Annotated in this window: 11 protein-coding genes; 3 read left to right on the forward strand and 8 right to left on the reverse strand. The window is 41.4% G+C overall.

Features of this window, described 5'->3' with window-relative positions; translation table 11 throughout:
- Window positions 1–22: 22 nt before the first annotated feature.
- Window positions 23–1,636: a carboxylesterase/lipase family protein gene (locus DCK90_RS01415; protein WP_108244380.1), complete on the reverse strand. Its 1,614-nt coding sequence runs from the start codon at window positions 1,634–1,636 to the stop codon at window positions 23–25.
- Window positions 1,637–2,341: 705 nt separating this feature from the next.
- Between DCK90_RS01415 and DCK90_RS01420 the strand changes: the two genes are divergently transcribed.
- From DCK90_RS01420 to DCK90_RS01430, 3 genes are all read left to right on the forward strand, one after another.
- The gene (locus DCK90_RS01420; protein ID WP_159075726.1) at window positions 2,342–3,172 is read left to right on the forward strand and encodes an SGNH/GDSL hydrolase family protein; all 831 of its coding nucleotides are present in this window, start codon (window positions 2,342–2,344) and stop codon (window positions 3,170–3,172) included.
- 132 nt (window positions 3,173–3,304) lie between these two features.
- Window positions 3,305–4,360 (forward strand): GntR family transcriptional regulator, encoded by a 1,056-nt coding sequence (locus DCK90_RS01425; protein ID WP_108244382.1) that lies wholly within the window; start codon window positions 3,305–3,307, stop codon window positions 4,358–4,360.
- Between the two features lie 103 nt (window positions 4,361–4,463).
- A complete protein-coding gene (locus DCK90_RS01430) occupies window positions 4,464–5,459 on the forward strand; it encodes a polysaccharide deacetylase family protein (protein ID WP_108244456.1) in 996 nt (331 codons plus the stop codon).
- 344 nt (window positions 5,460–5,803) lie between these two features.
- Here DCK90_RS01430 and DCK90_RS01435 read toward each other — a convergent pair whose 3' ends face one another.
- The 7 genes from DCK90_RS01435 to DCK90_RS01465 form a co-directional block, all read right to left on the reverse strand.
- Window positions 5,804–7,024, reverse strand: a complete 1,221-nt coding sequence (locus DCK90_RS01435) for an IPT/TIG domain-containing protein (RefSeq protein WP_108244383.1) — start codon at window positions 7,022–7,024, stop codon at window positions 5,804–5,806.
- 48 nt (window positions 7,025–7,072) lie between these two features.
- Complete coding sequence (locus DCK90_RS01440; protein ID WP_108244384.1) at window positions 7,073–8,704, reverse strand: RagB/SusD family nutrient uptake outer membrane protein; 1,632 nt, start codon at window positions 8,702–8,704, stop codon at window positions 7,073–7,075.
- A gap of 24 nt (window positions 8,705–8,728) precedes the next feature.
- On the reverse strand, window positions 8,729–11,887 hold the full coding sequence (locus tag DCK90_RS01445) for a SusC/RagA family TonB-linked outer membrane protein (protein WP_108244385.1): 3,159 nt from the start codon (window positions 11,885–11,887) through the stop codon (window positions 8,729–8,731).
- A 571-nt stretch (window positions 11,888–12,458) separates the two neighbouring features.
- The gene (locus tag DCK90_RS01450; RefSeq protein WP_108244386.1) at window positions 12,459–13,133 is read right to left on the reverse strand and encodes a GDSL-type esterase/lipase family protein; all 675 of its coding nucleotides are present in this window, start codon (window positions 13,131–13,133) and stop codon (window positions 12,459–12,461) included.
- 120 nt (window positions 13,134–13,253) lie between these two features.
- Window positions 13,254–14,288 carry a hypothetical protein gene (locus DCK90_RS01455; protein WP_159075727.1) on the reverse strand — a complete coding sequence of 345 codons (1,035 nt, stop codon included), beginning with the start codon at window positions 14,286–14,288 and terminating at the stop codon, window positions 13,254–13,256.
- Between the two features lie 201 nt (window positions 14,289–14,489).
- Window positions 14,490–16,898: an alpha-L-rhamnosidase-related protein gene (locus DCK90_RS01460; protein WP_108244388.1), complete on the reverse strand. Its 2,409-nt coding sequence runs from the start codon at window positions 16,896–16,898 to the stop codon at window positions 14,490–14,492.
- Between the two features lie 328 nt (window positions 16,899–17,226).
- Window positions 17,227–19,473 (reverse strand): alpha-L-rhamnosidase-related protein, encoded by a 2,247-nt coding sequence (locus DCK90_RS01465; RefSeq protein ID WP_234414556.1) that lies wholly within the window; start codon window positions 19,471–19,473, stop codon window positions 17,227–17,229.
- Window positions 19,474–19,475 lie beyond the last annotated feature (2 nt).

Here is a 19,475-nt window from a genome sequence, read left to right on the forward strand (position 1 = left end):
TTTTTTTAGATATAGGATCGGTTTATAACTTAGCTATCAAAGCCAAGAATTCCTTGTCGTGTTGTGGTTTAACTTCGCAGTTGTTATCAAAAAACATGGTCACTGTATTCTGAGGATTGTATTGCGGCCATTGTGGTAATCCATCATGATTGGGATTTCCTTTTTTGGCAAAGTTTATCCACGCACTGCTCATTTTATCGGCTAAAACATGGGCCTCTTGACCGCCTCCAGTCATTTGTCTGGCCCGTTCCACATTATCAAAAACAAATGGGAGTTCCATACAATGTAGTGCCTTGTATTTCCCATCAAAAACCGGGGACTGCCATGTGAACATAAACATGTACACAGGTGCACCATTATCCAATTGCGACTTTTTATTCGCTTGGAAAACGGCCCCAGGTCTGAAAGTAGCATCGATATCCAAAAGGTCTGAAGGTCTTGTGTCGTTTGGATATGCCTTTTTTACAGCTGATACGTAATCATCCGCCTTGTCCTTGTACGTTTCTTTGATATGTGCCATCACTTTTTCTTCGGATGCACCAAAAAAGCGTCCGTTCATAAACGGGGTAAATTCATTTTTGGTAGTTCCCAACATCAAAGGAATGTCTTTGGAAAGTTCAAATGCCCCATCGGACATCAAATCTTGAGGAAGTACAGTACCATCCATACTTGGGCCCCAATTAAGGCTCATTCCCACGGGAACAATACCCTTTGCTTTCATTTGTTTGGCCACTGTTTGCAATGCTGCACTTCCCGCTGCACTTAATTTATCAAATGGAATAGTTAGAAGGCTATCCACTTGGTCCTCCGATAATGAGAGTTCCTTTAGTACCTCGGCTGCAATCGCTCTTGTTGTTTCTTTTTTGGAAAGACTTCCCCTAAAGGAGCCACTTTGATTAATTGCTTTATGGAACAATCCCTTGGCCTTGGGCATGGCCATTAATGTATTCACTTTGGCCCCACCCCCAGACTGGCCAAAAATCGTCACATTATTAGGGTCTCCACCAAAGTTCGAGATATTGTTCTTTACCCAGTCCAAGGCAGCTACAATATCCAACATACTATTATTGGGTGTATGTTTGTACTTATCACCATAGGCGGAAAGATCTAAAAAGCCCAAAATATTCAATCTATGATTGATAGAAACCACGACCACATCGCCTTTGGCGCTCAAATTTTCCCCATGGTATGATGGTAGTTCTTGACTTGAGCCTGCGGTAAATCCTCCTCCGTGAATCCAAAAAAGTACGGGTCTTTTTTTGTTATCATCAATGCTAGGTGTCCAAACATTAAGCCGAAGGCAATCTTCACTCGTGTATCCCCAGTCATGGTCGAAAACGAATTCTGATTCATCTTGCACCTGTGTGGTAGGTGTCATCAACGGAGCTACCGGGCCATACATAGTGGAACTCCTGACTCCATCCCAAGATGCTACTTTTTTTGCAGGCATAAATCGCTCTGCTGTCGCGTAGGGAATTCCTTTATAAGTGTATATTCCATTTTGGATAAATCCGCGGACTTTTCCGGATTCGGTATCGGTAACGGCCACATCTACTCCGGTTACAACTTCGGTTTGGGCCATTGCGATTTGCCCAATAAGGCAGACCCCAATTAGTAAAATTGATCTTGTTTTCATTTTTATGTGCTTATGTTATGTTTATACCATATGGACAATCTTTGTTGACCAAAGAGATTGCTATCCATTAAATATACAATCCTGTCCCAAAAAACCACTCATTGTTGGCTAGGATTCCTTTTAAATCGGTTTTTATAAAAGCTAGATTCCTCCTTACTTACAATTTTTCAAAGACATCGGCCAGCATCCCGATTTCTTGTTTTGTGGATACCTTGAGTTTATAAGTGTACGGGGGCCTATTTTGGTCGTCGGTTTATTTTTGCCCAAACGTTCCAGAATATTCAGTCCCAATATCTTTTCCTAAAAACTTTTCATGGGAAACTCCTTGTCATAAAAACAGTCTCGTAGAGCTCCTTGACCTTAGTAAAGCGATTCAGCGGTATGAATATGATATTCCTGTTTTTGAAAATGAGCTAAGCCTCCTACATAATCAATGTTGTTGGTAAGTCCTAAAATTAATTCATATTTAATGAGACAGAACCAAAATCAACGGCATGGCTTTCATCTAATCGTTTATTTTTCTGTTACAAGTCCAGTTCTTGGTTCTTTTGGCAATTATACCTAACAGTACAGAACACTTAAAAAAAAATAGTCTGGTAAATTTACGGGTGAAAGTAATCTGAGGGATATCAGAAGCATCGGTAGAACTATCAAAGTCGAACTTCTAGAGAATGAACGCTACGAGAACGTTCAATACATAAATACATGCTACAATCTAAATTGAAAAGTCCAACAGCAATCATCCTACTAACCATATTATTTAATTGGAGCTGTGCCATAAAGCCAAAAGATGTTACGAACACTTCAAAAAAAAGGCAAGAAGAGATGTTAGGGCAAATGAACAATGTTTTTATTCCCTCTTATATCGATACTTGTAACACCGGTACAGGCAATGAACTCAAACTGCTGATCATAGGGAACAGTCTTTCCTATCATGGAATTGCGCCCGGAATCGGATGGCACCATAATAGCGGAATGGCCGCTTCCAAAAAGGAAAACGACTATGCCCATCAACTATTTCAATCTATTCAGGTAAAGCGTCCCAATCATAAGGTCTGCATGAGGATATCCAACTTTGCCACGTTTGAAAGGGAGCCCAAGGGCTGGAATGCTCAGACAGTAAAGGAACTCCAAGACTATAATCCAGATATTGTGGTTTTTCAATTGGGTGAAAATGTGGATGGGGCAAATGCTTCGGTATTAGAACTCTTCGGAAAACAATATATCAAACTGATTGATTCGTTCAAATCGGATAGCCAGAGACATATTATCGCTACCACTCCATTCTTTCCTTCACTGGAGAAGAATAAAATAATACAGGATGCCGCCATGGCAACGGGCATTGATTTGGTCGACCTTTCCCATTTGACATTGATTGATCCCGAGAACTACGCAAAAAATGAAACTGATTATCCAAAAGGAAAAAATGATTGGAAGGTAGATGGGATAGGAATCCATCCTGGGGATAAGGGAATGCAAAACATTGCTAATCTTTTGTTTATTTCAATACAACAATTTTTGGATTCAAAAAATTAAATGTTCAGCCATCTTTTTTGAACAAAATAAGTATTTTACAAATCCAAAGTCTAATGAACACAAAGTTTGCCATCACTCTCAAAGTCGACATAAAAACGTTGCAATTAACCTTAAATTCCCCCTAGAATACCGATGACATCCAAAAAAGTATTGAGTTACATAGAGGTAAAACAGAACTCTAGAATCCCCAAGTACAAACAAATCGTAAATTCCATTTTAACGAACATTGCCAACGGGAACTTTAGTGTGAACGACCGAATTCCCTCTATCAACGAGTTGAGCGAAGAATTTTATCTATCACGAGATACGGTAGAAAAGGCCTATAACCTGCTGAAGAGCAAAAAAGTGATTTCCTCTATCCCAGGTAAGGGTTCCTATATTTCAAGTACGGAACTTGTATCCAAGATCAACGTGTTTTTTCTGATCAACAAATTGAGTTCCTATAAGCTCAAGGTATATCAATCGTTCATTGATAGGATGGGCAACCAAGCCCATATTGACCTTAATGTATATCATTGCGATGAAACCATGTTCCTAAACCTTCTGGACAAAAACATTGACGCTTATGATTATTTTGTAATCATGCCGCATTTTAAGACGGATGACCTAAAACATGTAAGTTTTACGGAAAAAACACTCGAAGCTGTCAATAGAATTCCTGAAAATAAATTGATTATAATGGACAATATTAAGTCCAATCCCAAGGAAAATGCTGCAAAAATATATCAAAATTTTCAAGAAGATCTTTTTGAAGCCCTGGTGGATGGCCTTGAAATCATCCAGAAATATGAAAACCTGATTCTTATATATCCCGAGAATTCCCTTTACCCATACCCCATGAGAATTACAAGGGGCTTTAAGCAATTCTGCATTCAATATGGATTTGAATACGAGATAATCAATGAGGTCTATGAGGATATGGAACTTAAAGCCGGAGACCTTTATATTTCCATTGAAGAATCGGACTTGGTGAGCCTGATCAAATTAGTCCGTAAAAGCTCGTTGGAGTTGGGCAAGGATGTTGGTATCATCTGCTATAACGACACTCCACTTAAAGAACTTTTGGGCATCACGGCAGTTTCAACCGACTTCGCTAAAATGGGAGAGACTGCTGCAGACATGATTTTGGACAATAAGTTCGAAAGCGTGAAAAACCCTTTCTATTTTATAAACAGAAAGTCCACTTGACCATCTTATTGTCATGTTTATTCGCAGGCAGAAACCAGAAAATGAAGAAATCAAAATAATTTAATCCAGCAACATAAAAATGATACAACGCAAACTTCCGCTGATGGCAACATTCCTGTCTTTGGGCATGTTGACCCTAGCATGTAAAGACAAAAATCAAGATAACAAAGAACCTGGGATACAGGCCAAAGAGATCAAAGAACCACAAACCTGGGCCGAAAAACTTGGTTGGCCGGCAGGTAAAAAGGTTTTGGTACTACATGCTGATGATATTGGCATGTGCCCAGAAGCGAACCTTTCGGTAAAACCAATGCTTACAGAAGGACAAATTCAATCCGCGGCAGTTATGATACCTTGCCCCAATTCACAGGAGTTTATTCACTGGGTACAAGGACAGCCAACATTGGACATTGGTCTTCACCTTACCCTAACAAGCGAATGGGAAACACATAGATGGGGTCCGGTAAGTCCTAAAGATTCCGTTAAAGGTTTAATGGACCAGACCGGTAACTTTTGGCGTTCCGTTCCAGAAGTAGTGCAACATGCCACCGCCAAAGAAGTTGAAACCGAGATTCGGGCACAGATTGAAAAATCAATCGAATGGGGACACAGGCCGACCCACATAGACACCCATATGGGAACTTTATATGCCGATAAAGATTACACTGAAGCATTTCTTAGGTTAGCCATGGAGTATGGGATTCCAGCTAATGCCATTGACCTGACACAACCTAAAGTTGCCCAACATTTTAGAGATATGGGCTACCCAATTGACGATCAAATGATTCAATTGATTAAGGATTATGATTTACCCAAACTTGATTTCTTCGGATATGTTCCTGGTGCCCCAACCTACGAAGAAAAAATAGAGGCGTTCAAACAAACGATTCTTTCCTTTCCTATCGGGCTTACCGAAATCATTTTTCATCCATCAGAACCTACGGAAAACTTAAAGAACATTACCGACTCTTGGCAGCAACGGGGCTGGGAAGCCCAAATGTTCGCTGACCCAGCTGTGGTAGAGTTTTTGGAAGAAGAAGACATCATCTTTACCAACTGGAAAGAAATCATGGAACGTTTTGAGAAAATGGACAATTGATCTCCTGAATATCATTTCCAAAAAAAAGGCACCCATGGCAGGGTGCTTTTTTTTGCCTTCAAAAGACCACTGATTTAACCAGCACCAAGAAAATCATTCTCCTACAAAAACCGAAAAATTGGAATCCCGTGCAATGATTTAAGTATGTCAGAATATGCCCCTCTATAACGAAAGAACCACTCCTACTTCATATATTCTACTTCGCCAATGAATTTATAGCGATATCAACAAGACATAAAAAATACCGCCCTGGAAGAAAACCTCCCAGAGCGGTATTTTATACACAACTCAAAATTAACCGGGGAAGGATTACAAACCTTTCGGCCCCATAATTCCTGCTAATCCTATTCCTCGGAAAGAAAATAATAATTATCGTGATAACTTAAATAAGTAGAGTAGAAACCAGCTACACCACCAACAAAGGTACTTTGATCATCTACAACTGTTCCTTCAACGATTACCCCTCCTTCTGCCGTAAGCACTCTTAAATCAAAAGTATATGGAGCACTGGAGCTGACCTCTAACCTATAGGTATTATTGCCCGGTAATTGCGCAGCAAAACCAGAAGTGGACAATACTGCACTGGCATTTCCATCTATTACCCTGATCAACTGGAGCAGTCCTCCTCCTCCAATACGGAATGCATAGTAATCATCTTCACTTTGAACGTGGAAGGCAATTCCTCCAAGCGTGGAATCTGTTGTTGTAGGTATATAAATATCTGCACCAAGGCTATAGCTCATACCGTTTTGGTTTGAGGTCACCGAAGGCATGTTCACCATAAGGTTATCACCTGCTACAACTCTTCTAGCTGAAATAAAGTTGTCTCCACCAGGTCCTTCGATCATCCACTCTCCACTTCCTATCACCCAGTTGGAACCAATAGGGTTTGGTATGGTTTCCAAGTCGGCCCATTCTGTAGTGGGTCGGTTAAAATCATCGATTATGGCCGGTATTCCCACTTCAAAAGTAACTTGGTTCGAAGAAAGCCCATCGCGCTCCACCTGGACCATAAACTCTCCGTCGGCAGCATCTATTGGCACCTTTACCCATACACTCTGAAAACTAAGACTATCGATTTCCAGTTCTTGCCCTCCAAAAAGTACAGAGACCTCTTCGATATGTTGGATACTGTCCGAAACAAGCAAATTATTGGCCAAGAAGTCTCCTAAAATAGTGAAACTTGAGCCTGCACGTCCTTGTGAAGGTGCCAAATCTGAAATAAATGGCGGAGAGGGAATAAGCTCGAATGCAGTACTTACAATAGCGGTTTTACCAGTTCTCACCTGAATATCACCGTCCCGTGCTCCCATGGGCACGATTACATCTATTTCCGTAGGAGCGGCTGCGACCACCTGTCCCAACATTCCTCCTTCAAAACCTACTACGGTGGTATTTAGTCCTTTAAAACCGTTTCCCCGAATGGTAATAGTATCCCCTATCATAGCCTGGGGCGGCATTACACTGTCGACCCTAAGATCTTCTACCACATCATCGGAATCACAGGAAACCAAGGTGACAAAGGCCAACAAACATAATAATATTGAAGCTTTAGATTGAATCATGATAATAATGTTATTGCTTATGAATCTTTTGTTTAAATATGTCCTTCCCTAGTAACCAGGGTTTTGCTCTATTGGGCTCAATTCTATTTCGGTCAACGGAATAGGGAACCATATTTTATAGGGTTCCAAATTCGCCTGCATAATGGGAACTGCAACGTTCCATCTTCCTCCATTTTCATCAAGGCCCATAATGGCTTCGGAAAATTTGCCGAACCTTATCAAATCAATTCTTCGTTGACTTTCAAAGGCAAATTCCCTAGATCTTTCATCCAAAAGTTCTTCCAAAAAATCAGCCTTAAAGTAAGCATCGTCCAAGATATCGACCTGAGATGCGTCACTCACAGACCTAGTCCTCACCTCTGTAAGCCTTTCACGTGCGCTTGCCTCATCCCCTGTCATGTAAAGTGCTTCGGCGTTGAGCAGCAAAATATCCGCATACCTCAACAAAGGATAGTTGCCCATGGATTGGCTAATGTCTATCGGTTTGCTCGAGGGGTCCACATAACGGTATTTCGCCACAGAATAGAAACCTGCGGTTACACCGTCTGCAGGGTCGGGCACGTAATACGTTTCTCCCTCAATAGTTTCGGTAACGGAAGAACCGGAAAATGAATTGGAAAGGTTGTGCGCTCTTCTTATGTCCAAAGCATTGTACCTATAGAACATCTCTCCTGTTGGGCGGAACCAACCATAACCGCCCCCCATGGTAGTAGTGTTCCCCGGTGGCACCATCCATTGGACCCAAACATGGTAGTTCCCTATAATTGAGCTACTACTTGACACGGAAGAGAACAAGGATTCCTCCATTTGAAATTGATTAGTGGTCTCCCTGAACAAATAATCATAATTGTCTATCAGCTCATATCCACTTTGTGCAATGATTCCGTTAGTTATATCTCTTGCACGGATATAAAAGTCATCAGCATCCACCCAGTCAAAGCTATTTAGATCAAATCCCAAATCAGCACCAACTCCATTTGTCTTACAACTGGCCAAATAGGTATATACTTTCGCAAGGAAACCTGCGGCTGACCATCTATTTGCCCTTCCCTGAATATCCGCTCTGTTTGGCAGATTGGAATAGGCAGTTTCAAAATCGGATATAATCTGAGCGTAAACTACTTCCAAAGGCTCCCGCAAGGCATTTTCATCATGCTCCCCTGTGGTATATACTGGCACACCTCCATACATTTGGGCCAAATACATATAATAAAGGCCTCTTAGGAAATGTGCTTCCCCGATAATTTCCGCTTTACGCTGTTCTCCCATTTCTGTATCCTCTATGGCATCCAAGAGATAGTTACATCTATTGATTCCAACGAACATGGTAAAAAAGTGCTCCTCGATTGTTGGTGTCTGGCTTGTAACAGCCAAATTACCGAAGGGGGCATAACCAATTGCCGTTAATCCATCTCTGGTAACCAATTCATCCGTCCCTGCACTTAACATAAATGTCATACTTGAATTGAAATTACCTCGCCAAACGCCTTGTACAGATTGGGCATTGAGCGCACTATAGCAACCTATAAGTGCCGATTCCGCATCATCCGCTGTTTGATAGAAATTCTCCACCGTAGTAAAGGATAGTGGCTTGGTATCCAAAAAATCGTTACTGCACGAACTACAATAAATACCGATGAAGGTTAAGACAACAATATTCTTTAGTATTCTATTTTTCATCTCTATTGAATTTTTTTGCTGTTATTAAAATGTGAAACTGGCTCCAAAAGTGAATGTTTTGGTCCTTGGATAGGTCAATCTATCATACCCGGGCAAAAGCGAGTTTCCTGAATGGATTTCTGGATCAAATCCAGAGTAGTTGGTCCACGTGTACAGATTGGTTCCGGTAAAGTATATACGGGCGTAATCTATACCCATTTCCTTGATCCATTTTCCAGGAAGGGCATATCCGAAGGAAATGTTTTGAAGCCTTAACCATGAAGCATCCTCGACATAATAGCTAGAAGCCAGCAAAGAAGTTCTGTTCCAAAGGTCGTCGGCAAAAGTACCGTACTGATTTGTTGGGTTCTCAGGCGTCCACCTGTTACTAAAAAAGTCTTCCGAAATATTCATCCAGGTATTTGACACCCCTCCCTCTAGCCTATATTTGGCTTCGTTGAATATTTCATTTCCATAAGACCAGTTGAACATTACGGAAAGGTCAAAGTTTTTGTAATTAAAGGTGTTGTTGATACCTCCAAAGTGCTTGGGGAAGCTTCTACTTATAGATGTCCTGTCATTGTCCACATCAATAGTTCCATCTCCGTTTAGATCTTTGAACTTAAATGATCCAGGCTGTACATTTATCCCGTCTACGGTAACAACACCTTCGTTCAGGACATAATCACGTTGCTCGTGCGGAATTGTCGCATCGCTATCGTTCTGCCAGTTAAAATCTGATATCTGATACACACCATCAAACTCATAGCCATAAGCGTTACCCAAGGATTCCCCTTCGATTACCCTACCTGCGTTGGTAATCCAACCTCCTCCAATATTAACAGGAATAAAATCTACGCCTCCAAGATCTTTCACTATATTTCTATTGCTACTGATATTGAAATCGGTCTTCCATCTAAAATCTCCTCCTTCAATATTTCTGGTCGAAATCTGAAGTTCGGTACCATCATTGTCTACCCTACCAAGGTTTTGCCATTGCTGCTGGAAACCACTTCTTTTAGGCACCAATGCGGCAATCAACATATCTGTAGTAACTTTATAGTAATAATCCCATGTAATGCTAATTCTATCGTTCACCAGTCCAAGGTCGAAACCTGCGTTGAACTGTGAGGTCTCTTCCCACTTTAGACCATAATTGGCCCTGGAGTCTGGTGCAAGCCCCAAATCTCCCCCATAATCGGTGTTCACCATTCGTGCTAAGTACCTAAAGGAAGGAATCCTATCATTACCCGTAATACCGTAACTCAAACGGAGCTTTAAGTTGCTCAAGTCATCTACATTGGATAGAAATGGCTCCTTATGCAACTGCCAACCATAGGCGAAGGATGGAAAGTATCCGAAACGATTACTTGGGCCTAATTTATCTGACCCATCGGCTCTAAAAGTAGCCGTCAATAAGTGTTTTCCTTTAAACTGATAGTTAAACCTTCCGAAATAAGACATCCTGTTTATAATGTCCTTACCCGTAGAATTACTTTTAATCCTCCTCCCTTTGCTGATGTCGTGAACCCCTGTCGATTCATCGGCAAAATCGGCGACCTCCATGAACATATTCTCCCAGCTATATCTATTTGCTTCAAAAGCCACCATGGCCGTCAGCAAATGATCTTGGTTGGGTCTTAAGGTATAATTCAACCTGCTGGTAACGTTCCATGAATTTGCCCTGGCCTCTTGCACCATAGCACGACCATTGTCCAAATTACCCCAGTTGGTATACTTACTATAGAATTCCTTTCCCTTGGAGCTGGAGAGAAAACCACCTCCCGAGACATGGATTTTTAGGTCCTTCATCAATGCATATTCCAAATAGGCATATAGGTTGTTCCTCAATGAAGAAACATTTTTCTCCGCATTATCGATCATCGATAAAGGATTGATATATCTTCCATCGGTATCCCAATTGGGGGCGAAAAATTCCAATGGTCTTGATATCACAAGATTTTGAACAACTCCATTGAATATTCCTGAACCTCCACCACTCTGTGTGGCGCCGTTTAGTTCCGAATAACCCATATTGAAATTCAACCCCATCTTTAACTTATCGCTATGCTGATCGTCAAGGTTGAGCCTCATGGTGTATCGTTGGAAGTTATTGTTGATTATGATCGCTTCCTGATCTAACACTCCAATCCCACCAGAAAAAGTGGTTCCCTTGTTATCCCCACCGGAAATTGAAATATTGTGGCTATGGGAAACAGCGGTCCTCAACATCTCGTCTTGCCAATCATGCATGGGCAGCTCATAAGGATCCCTTGGAATATCATCCGAATTGTACAATCCATCTTGATTACTATCCGTATAAAACAAAAAGGTCTCAGGATTGAGTGCGGCCCTATACTCGATGTATCTTTCGGCATTAAGCACGGGTAGTTTTCGTGTTACAGTACCCAAACTAACGAAACCATCATAGGTTATCTTGGTATCACCTGCTTTTCCTGATTTTGTTGTAATTATAATGACACCGTTTGCTCCACGAGCTCCATAAATGGCGGTTGCAGAAGCATCCTTAAGTACTTCAACCGACTCTATGGAAGATGGGTTCAATGTCGCCAATGGGTTAGAAGATGTACCGTTACCAACACTGGCATCGGCAACCTCTCCGTTATTGACATCATAGGGAACTCCATCTATAACATAAAGTGGTGCAGAGCTACCAAATACCGTATTGGCACCACGAATGCTAATATTCATGGCTGCCCCTGGTTCACCGGAGGAAGACGAAACCTGCACCCCGGCAAGTCTACCCTGTATAGCCTCTTGGAAAGACAATACTTTACTTTGGGAAATTTCTTCCGCCTTTACACTGGAAATGGAACCGGTCACATCAGCTCTTTTTTGTTGACCATACCCAATTACCACAACCTCATCCAATCTATTCTGATTTTCAGATAGCTCAACGGTAATTGATTGCCTTCCCGACACCGGGACCTTTTTAGTAGAGAAACCCATGTAAGAAAACACCAACGTCCCTTCGGGATCCATTGTTATGGTGAATTCACCATCAAAATCGGTAACGGCTCCGTTCGTGGTTCCTTCTACCACAACATTCACCCCTAATAGCGGTAAGCCTTCACTTTCTGAGATGACTTTACCATTAACCTCAATTCGTTCTTGTGCTGTTGCTGCTTGTATTGCTAAAATTACAATGAACAGACAGCAGAATGTTGTTTTTAGTATTTTCATATTGCATTAATTGTGAATTGTTCAAAAAAGTTGATCCAAATCTATATAATGGGAATAGACCAAGTATCCTGCCCCATCCTGTTCCCTTTAAACAAATGGGATAAAAGAGTTTTTGACCTTATTTCATAGGCGTCAATGTCACTCTGTCCCAACGCTTTTAACACAAGCGTTACGAAAGATTTAGTAGGAAAAAAACTACTTCAAATATCGAGATATAAGGTGGTAAGAATAGAAAGATTCCAAATAAAGAACAGTGCCTGTACGGCGCGTAATTGTAGGTAAAACCAACAGTTTATCTGAACTGGTTTAGCAAAAGCATTGAATAGATTCAAATAATCGAGATATTGTTGGAGAAAAATCAAAAAAAAGAAGAAAACCCGGGATAATGACCAACCAAGGCGCCAATGTTTAACCTTATGGTACAGCATAGATTGATAGGAGAAGTATTTTGCTCCTATGCGGTAGAAGCCCTCACCGCACACCACACCCCCCACATCCCGGGAAGTTGTCCAGGCGCTAGACGCCTGTGTTTATATGGACCAGCATATATTGAAATCTGACCAATAGACTATTATTTTAAGTAAGGCGCCATAACCTTTTGCCAAATCTGATAGCCCTTGGCATTCATATGAAGACGATCTTCCAAAAAGATTTCCTCTTTGATATTTCTTCTTTCGTCCAACATTGGGTAAAATATGTCGATGTATGATGCATTTGTCTTATTATCCAAATAATCGGCTATCATTTTATTTGCCTTAATGGATTTATCCAAGATATTCATCCGAGAAGGGCTTGGCTTAATGGATAAATAGTTTATTGTGGCTCTTGGGAAGTTTACACGGATCATGCCGTATAAGGTCTCAAAACGCAAAAAAAACTCTTCTACCGAAAGGTCGCTGTCAAAAGCAAAATCATTTTCACCACAATAGATAACGACCTGGTCTGGGTTGTACGGAACAATGATGTCATAAAAATATCTAGTTACGTCAACCAAGGTGGACCCTCCAAATCCTCTATTTATAATTTGATGATTTGGAAAGTAGTCATTGACATCTTTCCAGAACTTAAAGGAACTACTTCCGACGAAAAGTATTCGATTTTTTGATATCGAGTCTGAAGCGTCCAACTCCTTAAAATCTACGATTTCATTCCATAGTGTTGGGTATTCCTGAGCTGACAACTGGAAGTTAAAAGCAGATATTACCAACAAAATCAGAATGTTATATTTAATTGAATTAATTTTCATAAGTACTTGATTTACATTTCTATTTTATAAGTGGCGGTTAGATAAGTACCGCTACGGCAACAGTCCAGTTACAAAACTATTTTAAAGTCCCTGCAGTACCATCCTGCACCCTACTGTAAACTAGTTTCCGGCACGATACCTGCCCGTAAGTTGAAGTTCACGTACCAACATACCGGAATCGAAAGTCCCTGTGGTTTCCCATCCAAAATTAAAGCTGGAAATAAACATATCCGACCAGTGCGCATCTTTTAAATATCCTTGTCTCTTGGCTCTTTCAAAAGCGTTTTTAATGTACGGCAATATATCTTTGTCTACATCTATACTTCCGGAATTTTGCAAACTTCCTGGGAAAAATTCTTCACTCGCTATACTCACAATGAATTTTTTACTTGCATCATCCTTACCCAAATCTTGAGCAGCATACAGTGGAATTCCGTCCGGATTCCTGTGGTCAAATACAGGTACTCCAAACCAAAAAAAGTCGGTCGAATCACTGATGGTCAAATAAAGTGAAACCTGAGAGGTATGAAGACTTTCGTCAAACTCAGCAGGGTCCATCATCATCTTGTCATACACAAGCGAAAGGCCCATGTTCAATTCAAGGGACTCCATATCCTCTAGGGCTATTTCATCTGCCATGGTCTGCTCTAATAATAAATGGGGCCAATCTTCTCCATCTTTACGAACAGAAGTATAATCTTCGGAAGCTATTACTTCCAAAAGTACATGTGGTTTATCCTGAGCTTTCTCCTTTATGAATACTACCCGCTTTGCTTTATTGGCATAGATTATTGAATCTCCCTTCACCTCTTGTTCCACATTGCCAAAGGCATGGTTACTGCCCCATTCGGCAAGTTTCCAACTAGCTGTCTCCGTTCCTGTTGAATAGGGGTAGATAAAATCCAAGGCTTTAATGTCAGAGGTATCGGTACCGAGCAAGCGAATACCATTAGCGAACCCAGTGTCCTTTACAAATTCAACGGAGCTTAGTGAATCTTCTTCATTAACATCTTCGTTCTGCTTGCCAATATCGGATTGAACATCATCATCTTCAAGATTGCCTCCATTACTGTTGCACCCTACAAAAACAACCATGCCCAACATCATCATTCCTAGTTTTAGTGCTTCCGGCCATAATACTTTACTTAATCTCATATGCTTATATCTTTACGTTACGTTCTCGTCAACAGTTTCAAAATCCAAAGACTCTTAAATGAGTAAAAATTGAAACTTTCGTGCTAAGGTAACAGCAGTGACTTGGTTAAGCATCCTGAGGTGTCAGGTAATAAAATTCGTCAGGAACTTTCCTGTCAGACAGGAAATAGATAATTTTAAAATAAAGTCATATTGAAATAATCAATCGATTTGGATGTCGTTCTTACCTTCTTTAAGTGCCAGGTTACGACCATTCCAGATCAAGGTGCCATCTAGCCCCTTTGGAAGCTCAATCTTGCCCTTGAGACCATTTTGCCCTCTTTTTTTAAGATCAAATTCTATTTCGCCCAAATGGTGCGGCACTTTACCATTGACCTCTTCTAATTTTCCTAAATGAGGCTCTACATGTATCTTCTGAAATCCCGGCGCAGCGGGTTGAATTCCACAGACCATTGACAGAAAATGATACATTGGGGAGGCGCTCCAGGCATGGCAGTCCGAACGGGTAGGTTCTTGCTTTTCCGCAAATGTGGTGAGGCCATTGTCGAGCATTTCTTCCCACCTGCCCATAAGATTAAGATAGTTCTCTTCCATTCCGGTATGCCTAAGTGCCTCGGTCAAATAAAAGGAAAAATAATAGCTGGTTTTTGCTAAGGACTCATCTTCTAGCACCTTTTTCATTAAAGAAGTGGCCTCTTCACCAGATAAAACATTCGCAAGTATGGCCATAATATTGGTATGCTGACTGAATTTTTCACCCTTCGGAGTATCACTGAACAATTCCTTTTGTTCATCCCAAGCGAGTTCCTTTACTTTAGCCCTTATGTTTTCCAATCTACTTCGATAGACATCGGCCTGCCCCGTATGACCAAAAACTTCCAACATTTCGATGGCATATTGAAGGGTATAGGCATATTGCAGGTTGATAAGTATTGAGTTTCCTTTTTCGCCACCGGGAGGCACCCCTCGAACCCAATCATGCGTATCCACCCAGTCAACGAACATCCACCATTCGTTCTGTTCCACTAGCCCGGATTCCCCAGTTCTCTTTTCGAACCAGTTGAGAATATTGAGTACATTGGGCATCATTTTGCCAACAAATTCTTCATCTGGCAGAAGCATCCAATAATCGTGCAGCATAGTTATCCATATGAGGGAGAAGGTTGGTATGAACTGTGTCTCGTTGCTAGGGTAACGGCTCTGGGTGAGACCGAAAGATTCCTGTGAGTGCTGGAAGGATTCCAAAGCATTTTTATAAAGTCTTGAATCACCGGAAACATAGGTAGTAACCAAGCTTTGTATACGGGTATCCCCGATGTACTGCAATTGCTCGTAGTAGGGGCAGTCAAAATAATTCTCGCCCGAACATAAACGCTGTGTTCTCCAGCTTACGTCCCATATCTTATCCAATAAAGGATTCTTGGTTCCGAACTCTGCAACTTGCTTAAAGGGATATCCCGTGAACCGCGATGCAAAATCATCCAAAACCAATGGTTGTTCCTTGGTCTCGATATCCAATTGCACATACCGGAACGTTCGCCACCAAAGCGGTTCATAAACCCGTCCTTCCTGACCGTCTGGACGTATGATATCGATATTGCCCTCGATGCTTTTGCCTTCTATTTCATTTCGGTTCCCTTTTTGCCTCTGAGCATCATAGAGAGCCTCAGCGTAAGTGATGTCGATTTGTGAACCACTTCCTTTTGAAAAGCTTACAATTGGATAGGCATTGGTTAAATGTCCTTGGTCCAACAAAACAGTAATTTTGGTATGGGAAGGAACGATAAGTTTTTCTTTTCCTGATATAAAATCGGGCACCGACTTCTGCATCGAAGTCCTTCTAATAGATTCAAAACGTTGAAACTTTTCCTCCATTAATGGAATATTCCTTGGAACAAGTATATGCGATGGAACTATGCCATATCCAGCAACTCCATTTTTAGGAGTTCCTTTGGAAATACTTTTCGCCGGTACAAATTCTTCCGATTTAAATCCCTCAGTCATCCATCCCCATGGATACTCGCTTGAATCAAAGCCTTCCCCTGCACCAGTAATCAGATAGATTCTTTGGTCTATTTGCGTTGGTTCATGTGCTCTACTTTGCATTACGGACCATTTTTCATCCGTGTTTACCTCTTCTTCAGCATCTCCATTTCCTTGAAGAATAAAGCCTGTTTTTACCGTATGCTGTGCCAGGGGTCGATAATCAGAAAAGTTCCAGACCACTGCCGACAACGTATTCTCTCCGTTTTTTAGGTAAGGTGCAATATTTAAGGATTCAAAACGCCAGTTCAACTGGTCCCCTCGGGCCGGTCCGCTGGCCACGTATGTTCCGTTCACATAAAATTTGTACCTGTTGTCCGCACTCAGGTGTACAATAAATTCCTCTGGAATATCTCCGACCCGTGTAAAGGTTCTCTTAAAGAAATACACACCGTACTCATTTCCGGCTATATCTGGATGGGTAATCCAGTTGGCTTCCCAAGAGGTCAACAATCTCTCATTTATTTTATCCACTTGCTGGGCCCTTGCCCCAATTCCAATGAGAAGACAAATGGTGAGCGAACAAAAGACTTGCCTTGTTAAATGATGAAATAATGCAATCTTCATATTAAAAAAACCTGATATGATTAATAGGCAATATTGCCTTACGCTTGTTTATTGGACAGAAACCTAGTATTAGAGTACCCAAAGATCAAATACAAGAATAATAAAGAACGTCCACATAACCATCCTGTACTGTTATGAAGATTGCTCCTTCCTATACAATGGATTTCACTCTAGAACATAAAAAGGATTGGTCTTGACAAAAAGCGTGTTGGTCAATGCCTCGGAGGCCATGATTATCTATCTTTATTTGTTTTGGCTTTCCTACCAATCATGGGGTTTAACTCCTATTAACAGTTGTTGTTCGTTTCGTAACTTAAAATATGGTTATTTAAATGTTGAAATTGTTAGTTCCAGATTTTATTTTGGCCGATTTACCTTGCCAAATAAATTCACCATAAACACCTTCAGGCAATGTAATGGTTGCCTTTAGCTTCCTACCTGTCTTTTCATAATCTACGGATATCATTCCCGCCGGATGTGGCATTTCACCACCAATCCTTTCTATATCTCCCAAATTTGGTGCTATCTTAACCGTTTTAAAGTTTGGTGAAGCACTTTCTATACCCAAAATAATTCTGAAAAATTCAATGTTGGGACTAGATCCCCAAGCATGGCAATCAGATCGCGTAGTCTCCACCTGGGAAATCTCCGCCCAAGTGGTCAGCCCCAACGCTATGTTTTTCCTCCAGACATCCAACCAATCCAGATACTCGTTGCCGTACCCGGCCTCGTTAAGAGCCAGATGGAGATAATAGCTGAAATAAATGGAGGCTGGAGCCAAGGAATCATCCTCCAACAGTGATTTTCCAATAGCCTTTTTTTGGTCGGCATCCACTATATCCGCAAGAATGGCCAAAGAATTGGTGTGCTGTGAATACGAGTTCTTTTCCGGGGTATCGGCAAACATCTTCTTGTCCGCATCCCAATATTTATTTTTGATGGTCTCCGTAAGCTGATCGACCATTGTCGTGTATAAGATCACAAATTCGGGCTTCCCCAATTCCTTCTCCAAAGCGACACCATATTGTAGGGCATGGAGCATTTGTAAATCCAAGGCGGCCGATGAACCGTCTTTGGCCATCGGGGCCACTCCTCCTTCCCATTCCGGGACCCAGTCTGTAAAATTCCATCCGGGAACATTCTTCAAAGAACCATCTTCATCCAAATATGTGATGAAATAATTGAGTACCTGTCGAGAACCCATTAATTTCTCTTCAATAAATTCAGTGTCACTGCCATACATCATATAATCGTACAGAAGGGCTACATACCAAAGGGAGTAGGTAGGTATCACTTGATCCTGTCTGTCCGGGTACCTACTCAAGGTAAATCCGTCCGGTTGCCTTGAATAATCGATTAGATTGATGGCATTTTTGATCAACCGATCATCCCCGCTGTTATAAAAGGATACAAAATGCTGGATTCTGGTATCCCCCACATACTGCAGTCTTTCATAATAAGGGCAATCCATATACGTGTCCACCGCACAAAGCCGGGCCGTTCTCCATCCTATTTCCATCATATCAGAAAGTTCTTTTCTATCAGTGAACAAATTGGCCTTCATCTGGAACGGATATCCTGTAAAAGTCCCATGAATATCATTGATTACCAAAGGCTCGTCTCTGGTCTCCACCTCTAATTCTACGTATCGGTAGGTCCTGTAGGTCAATGAAGTGTACTCCTGACCTTCCATTCCATTGGAAACAATACTGTCCTTTCTCCCCTTCATTACCTTTCTCTCAATCTGGTTACGATTCCCTTTGGAACCCACGTTGTCGTAAAGTGCTTCGGCGTAGGAAAGGGTAACCACACTGTTCTTGCCTCCGCTAAAAAGCAAGGTTAGATATGCATTGGTCAAGTATTCTTGATCCAATAGTATTTTGACATGGGAATTGGCCTTCACCTTAATATCCTCAGATTTTGCCGGAAAAGATGACGGGACTTTCACACCCTCAGCCTTCCTGACCGTTGCCAAACGTTCCGTGGTCAATTCCATTTCCGGTAAGATTGTAGGGGTCAACTGCCAACCTTCTTGATACCTAATTCCACCTCCCCTTTGCACCGCCTCAAAAACAGTATCGGGAGATTGCCAAGAGCTATCATCAAAGCTCTGAGACTTCCAGCCCGTCAACGCCTTGTTCATATCTATAAAATCCCCGGCACCGGCTGCATAGTATCCTCTTATATCCTGTTTTAAAGGGGTATAACTTTGATCCCTGGTGACTTTCCAACTGCCATCTGTATCCACTATTTTTTCCAAATCGCCCTCACCTTGTACAAATAATGCAGTTTTATAAGAAAATTGTGCCACCGCTCGCATTTCGGCTTCATTCCAAACTTTTATTGCCAAAATATTTCCACCTGCCCTTAAATGCTCGGCAATATCCAAAGTGTGATAGTTCCAATGCTTAATATCTCCCCAATTGGGGCCTACAGAAACCAAGGTTCCATTCACAAAAAGCTTATATCTGTTATCAGCTGAAATACGTATTGTGAACTCGCTTGGTACGGATTCCAGAGCAAAGTCTTTTCTAAAAAGGAAAGAGCCTGCAGCTTGAGTATCTATTTTTGGCATAG

This window comes from Muricauda brasiliensis (genome assembly GCF_003057865.1).
Taxonomy (GTDB): Bacteria; Bacteroidota; Bacteroidia; order Flavobacteriales; family Flavobacteriaceae; genus Flagellimonas; species Flagellimonas chongwuensis.

What these genes read in the sequence shown, in the direction of transcription:
- DCK90_RS01415 (WP_108244380.1), bottom strand. Translation starts at nt 1,636, where the DNA reads ATGAAAACAAGATCAATTTTACTAATTGGGGTCTGCCTTATTGGGCAA.
- DCK90_RS01420 (WP_159075726.1), top strand. Translation starts at nt 2,342, where the DNA reads ATGCTACAATCTAAATTGAAAAGTCCAACAGCAATCATCCTACTAACC.
- DCK90_RS01425 (WP_108244382.1), top strand. Translation starts at nt 3,305, where the DNA reads ATGACATCCAAAAAAGTATTGAGTTACATAGAGGTAAAACAGAACTCT.
- DCK90_RS01430 (WP_108244456.1), top strand. Translation starts at nt 4,464, where the DNA reads ATGGCAACATTCCTGTCTTTGGGCATGTTGACCCTAGCATGTAAAGAC.
- DCK90_RS01435 (WP_108244383.1), bottom strand. Translation starts at nt 7,024, where the DNA reads ATGATTCAATCTAAAGCTTCAATATTATTATGTTTGTTGGCCTTTGTC.
- DCK90_RS01440 (WP_108244384.1), bottom strand. Translation starts at nt 8,704, where the DNA reads ATGAAAAATAGAATACTAAAGAATATTGTTGTCTTAACCTTCATCGGT.
- DCK90_RS01445 (WP_108244385.1), bottom strand. Translation starts at nt 11,887, where the DNA reads ATGAAAATACTAAAAACAACATTCTGCTGTCTGTTCATTGTAATTTTA.
- DCK90_RS01450 (WP_108244386.1), bottom strand. Translation starts at nt 13,133, where the DNA reads ATGAAAATTAATTCAATTAAATATAACATTCTGATTTTGTTGGTAATA.
- DCK90_RS01455 (WP_159075727.1), bottom strand. Translation starts at nt 14,288, where the DNA reads ATGAGATTAAGTAAAGTATTATGGCCGGAAGCACTAAAACTAGGAATG.
- DCK90_RS01460 (WP_108244388.1), bottom strand. Translation starts at nt 16,898, where the DNA reads ATGAAGATTGCATTATTTCATCATTTAACAAGGCAAGTCTTTTGTTCG.
- DCK90_RS01465 (WP_234414556.1), bottom strand. Translation starts at nt 19,473, where the DNA reads ATGCCAAAAATAGATACTCAAGCTGCAGGCTCTTTCCTTTTTAGAAAA.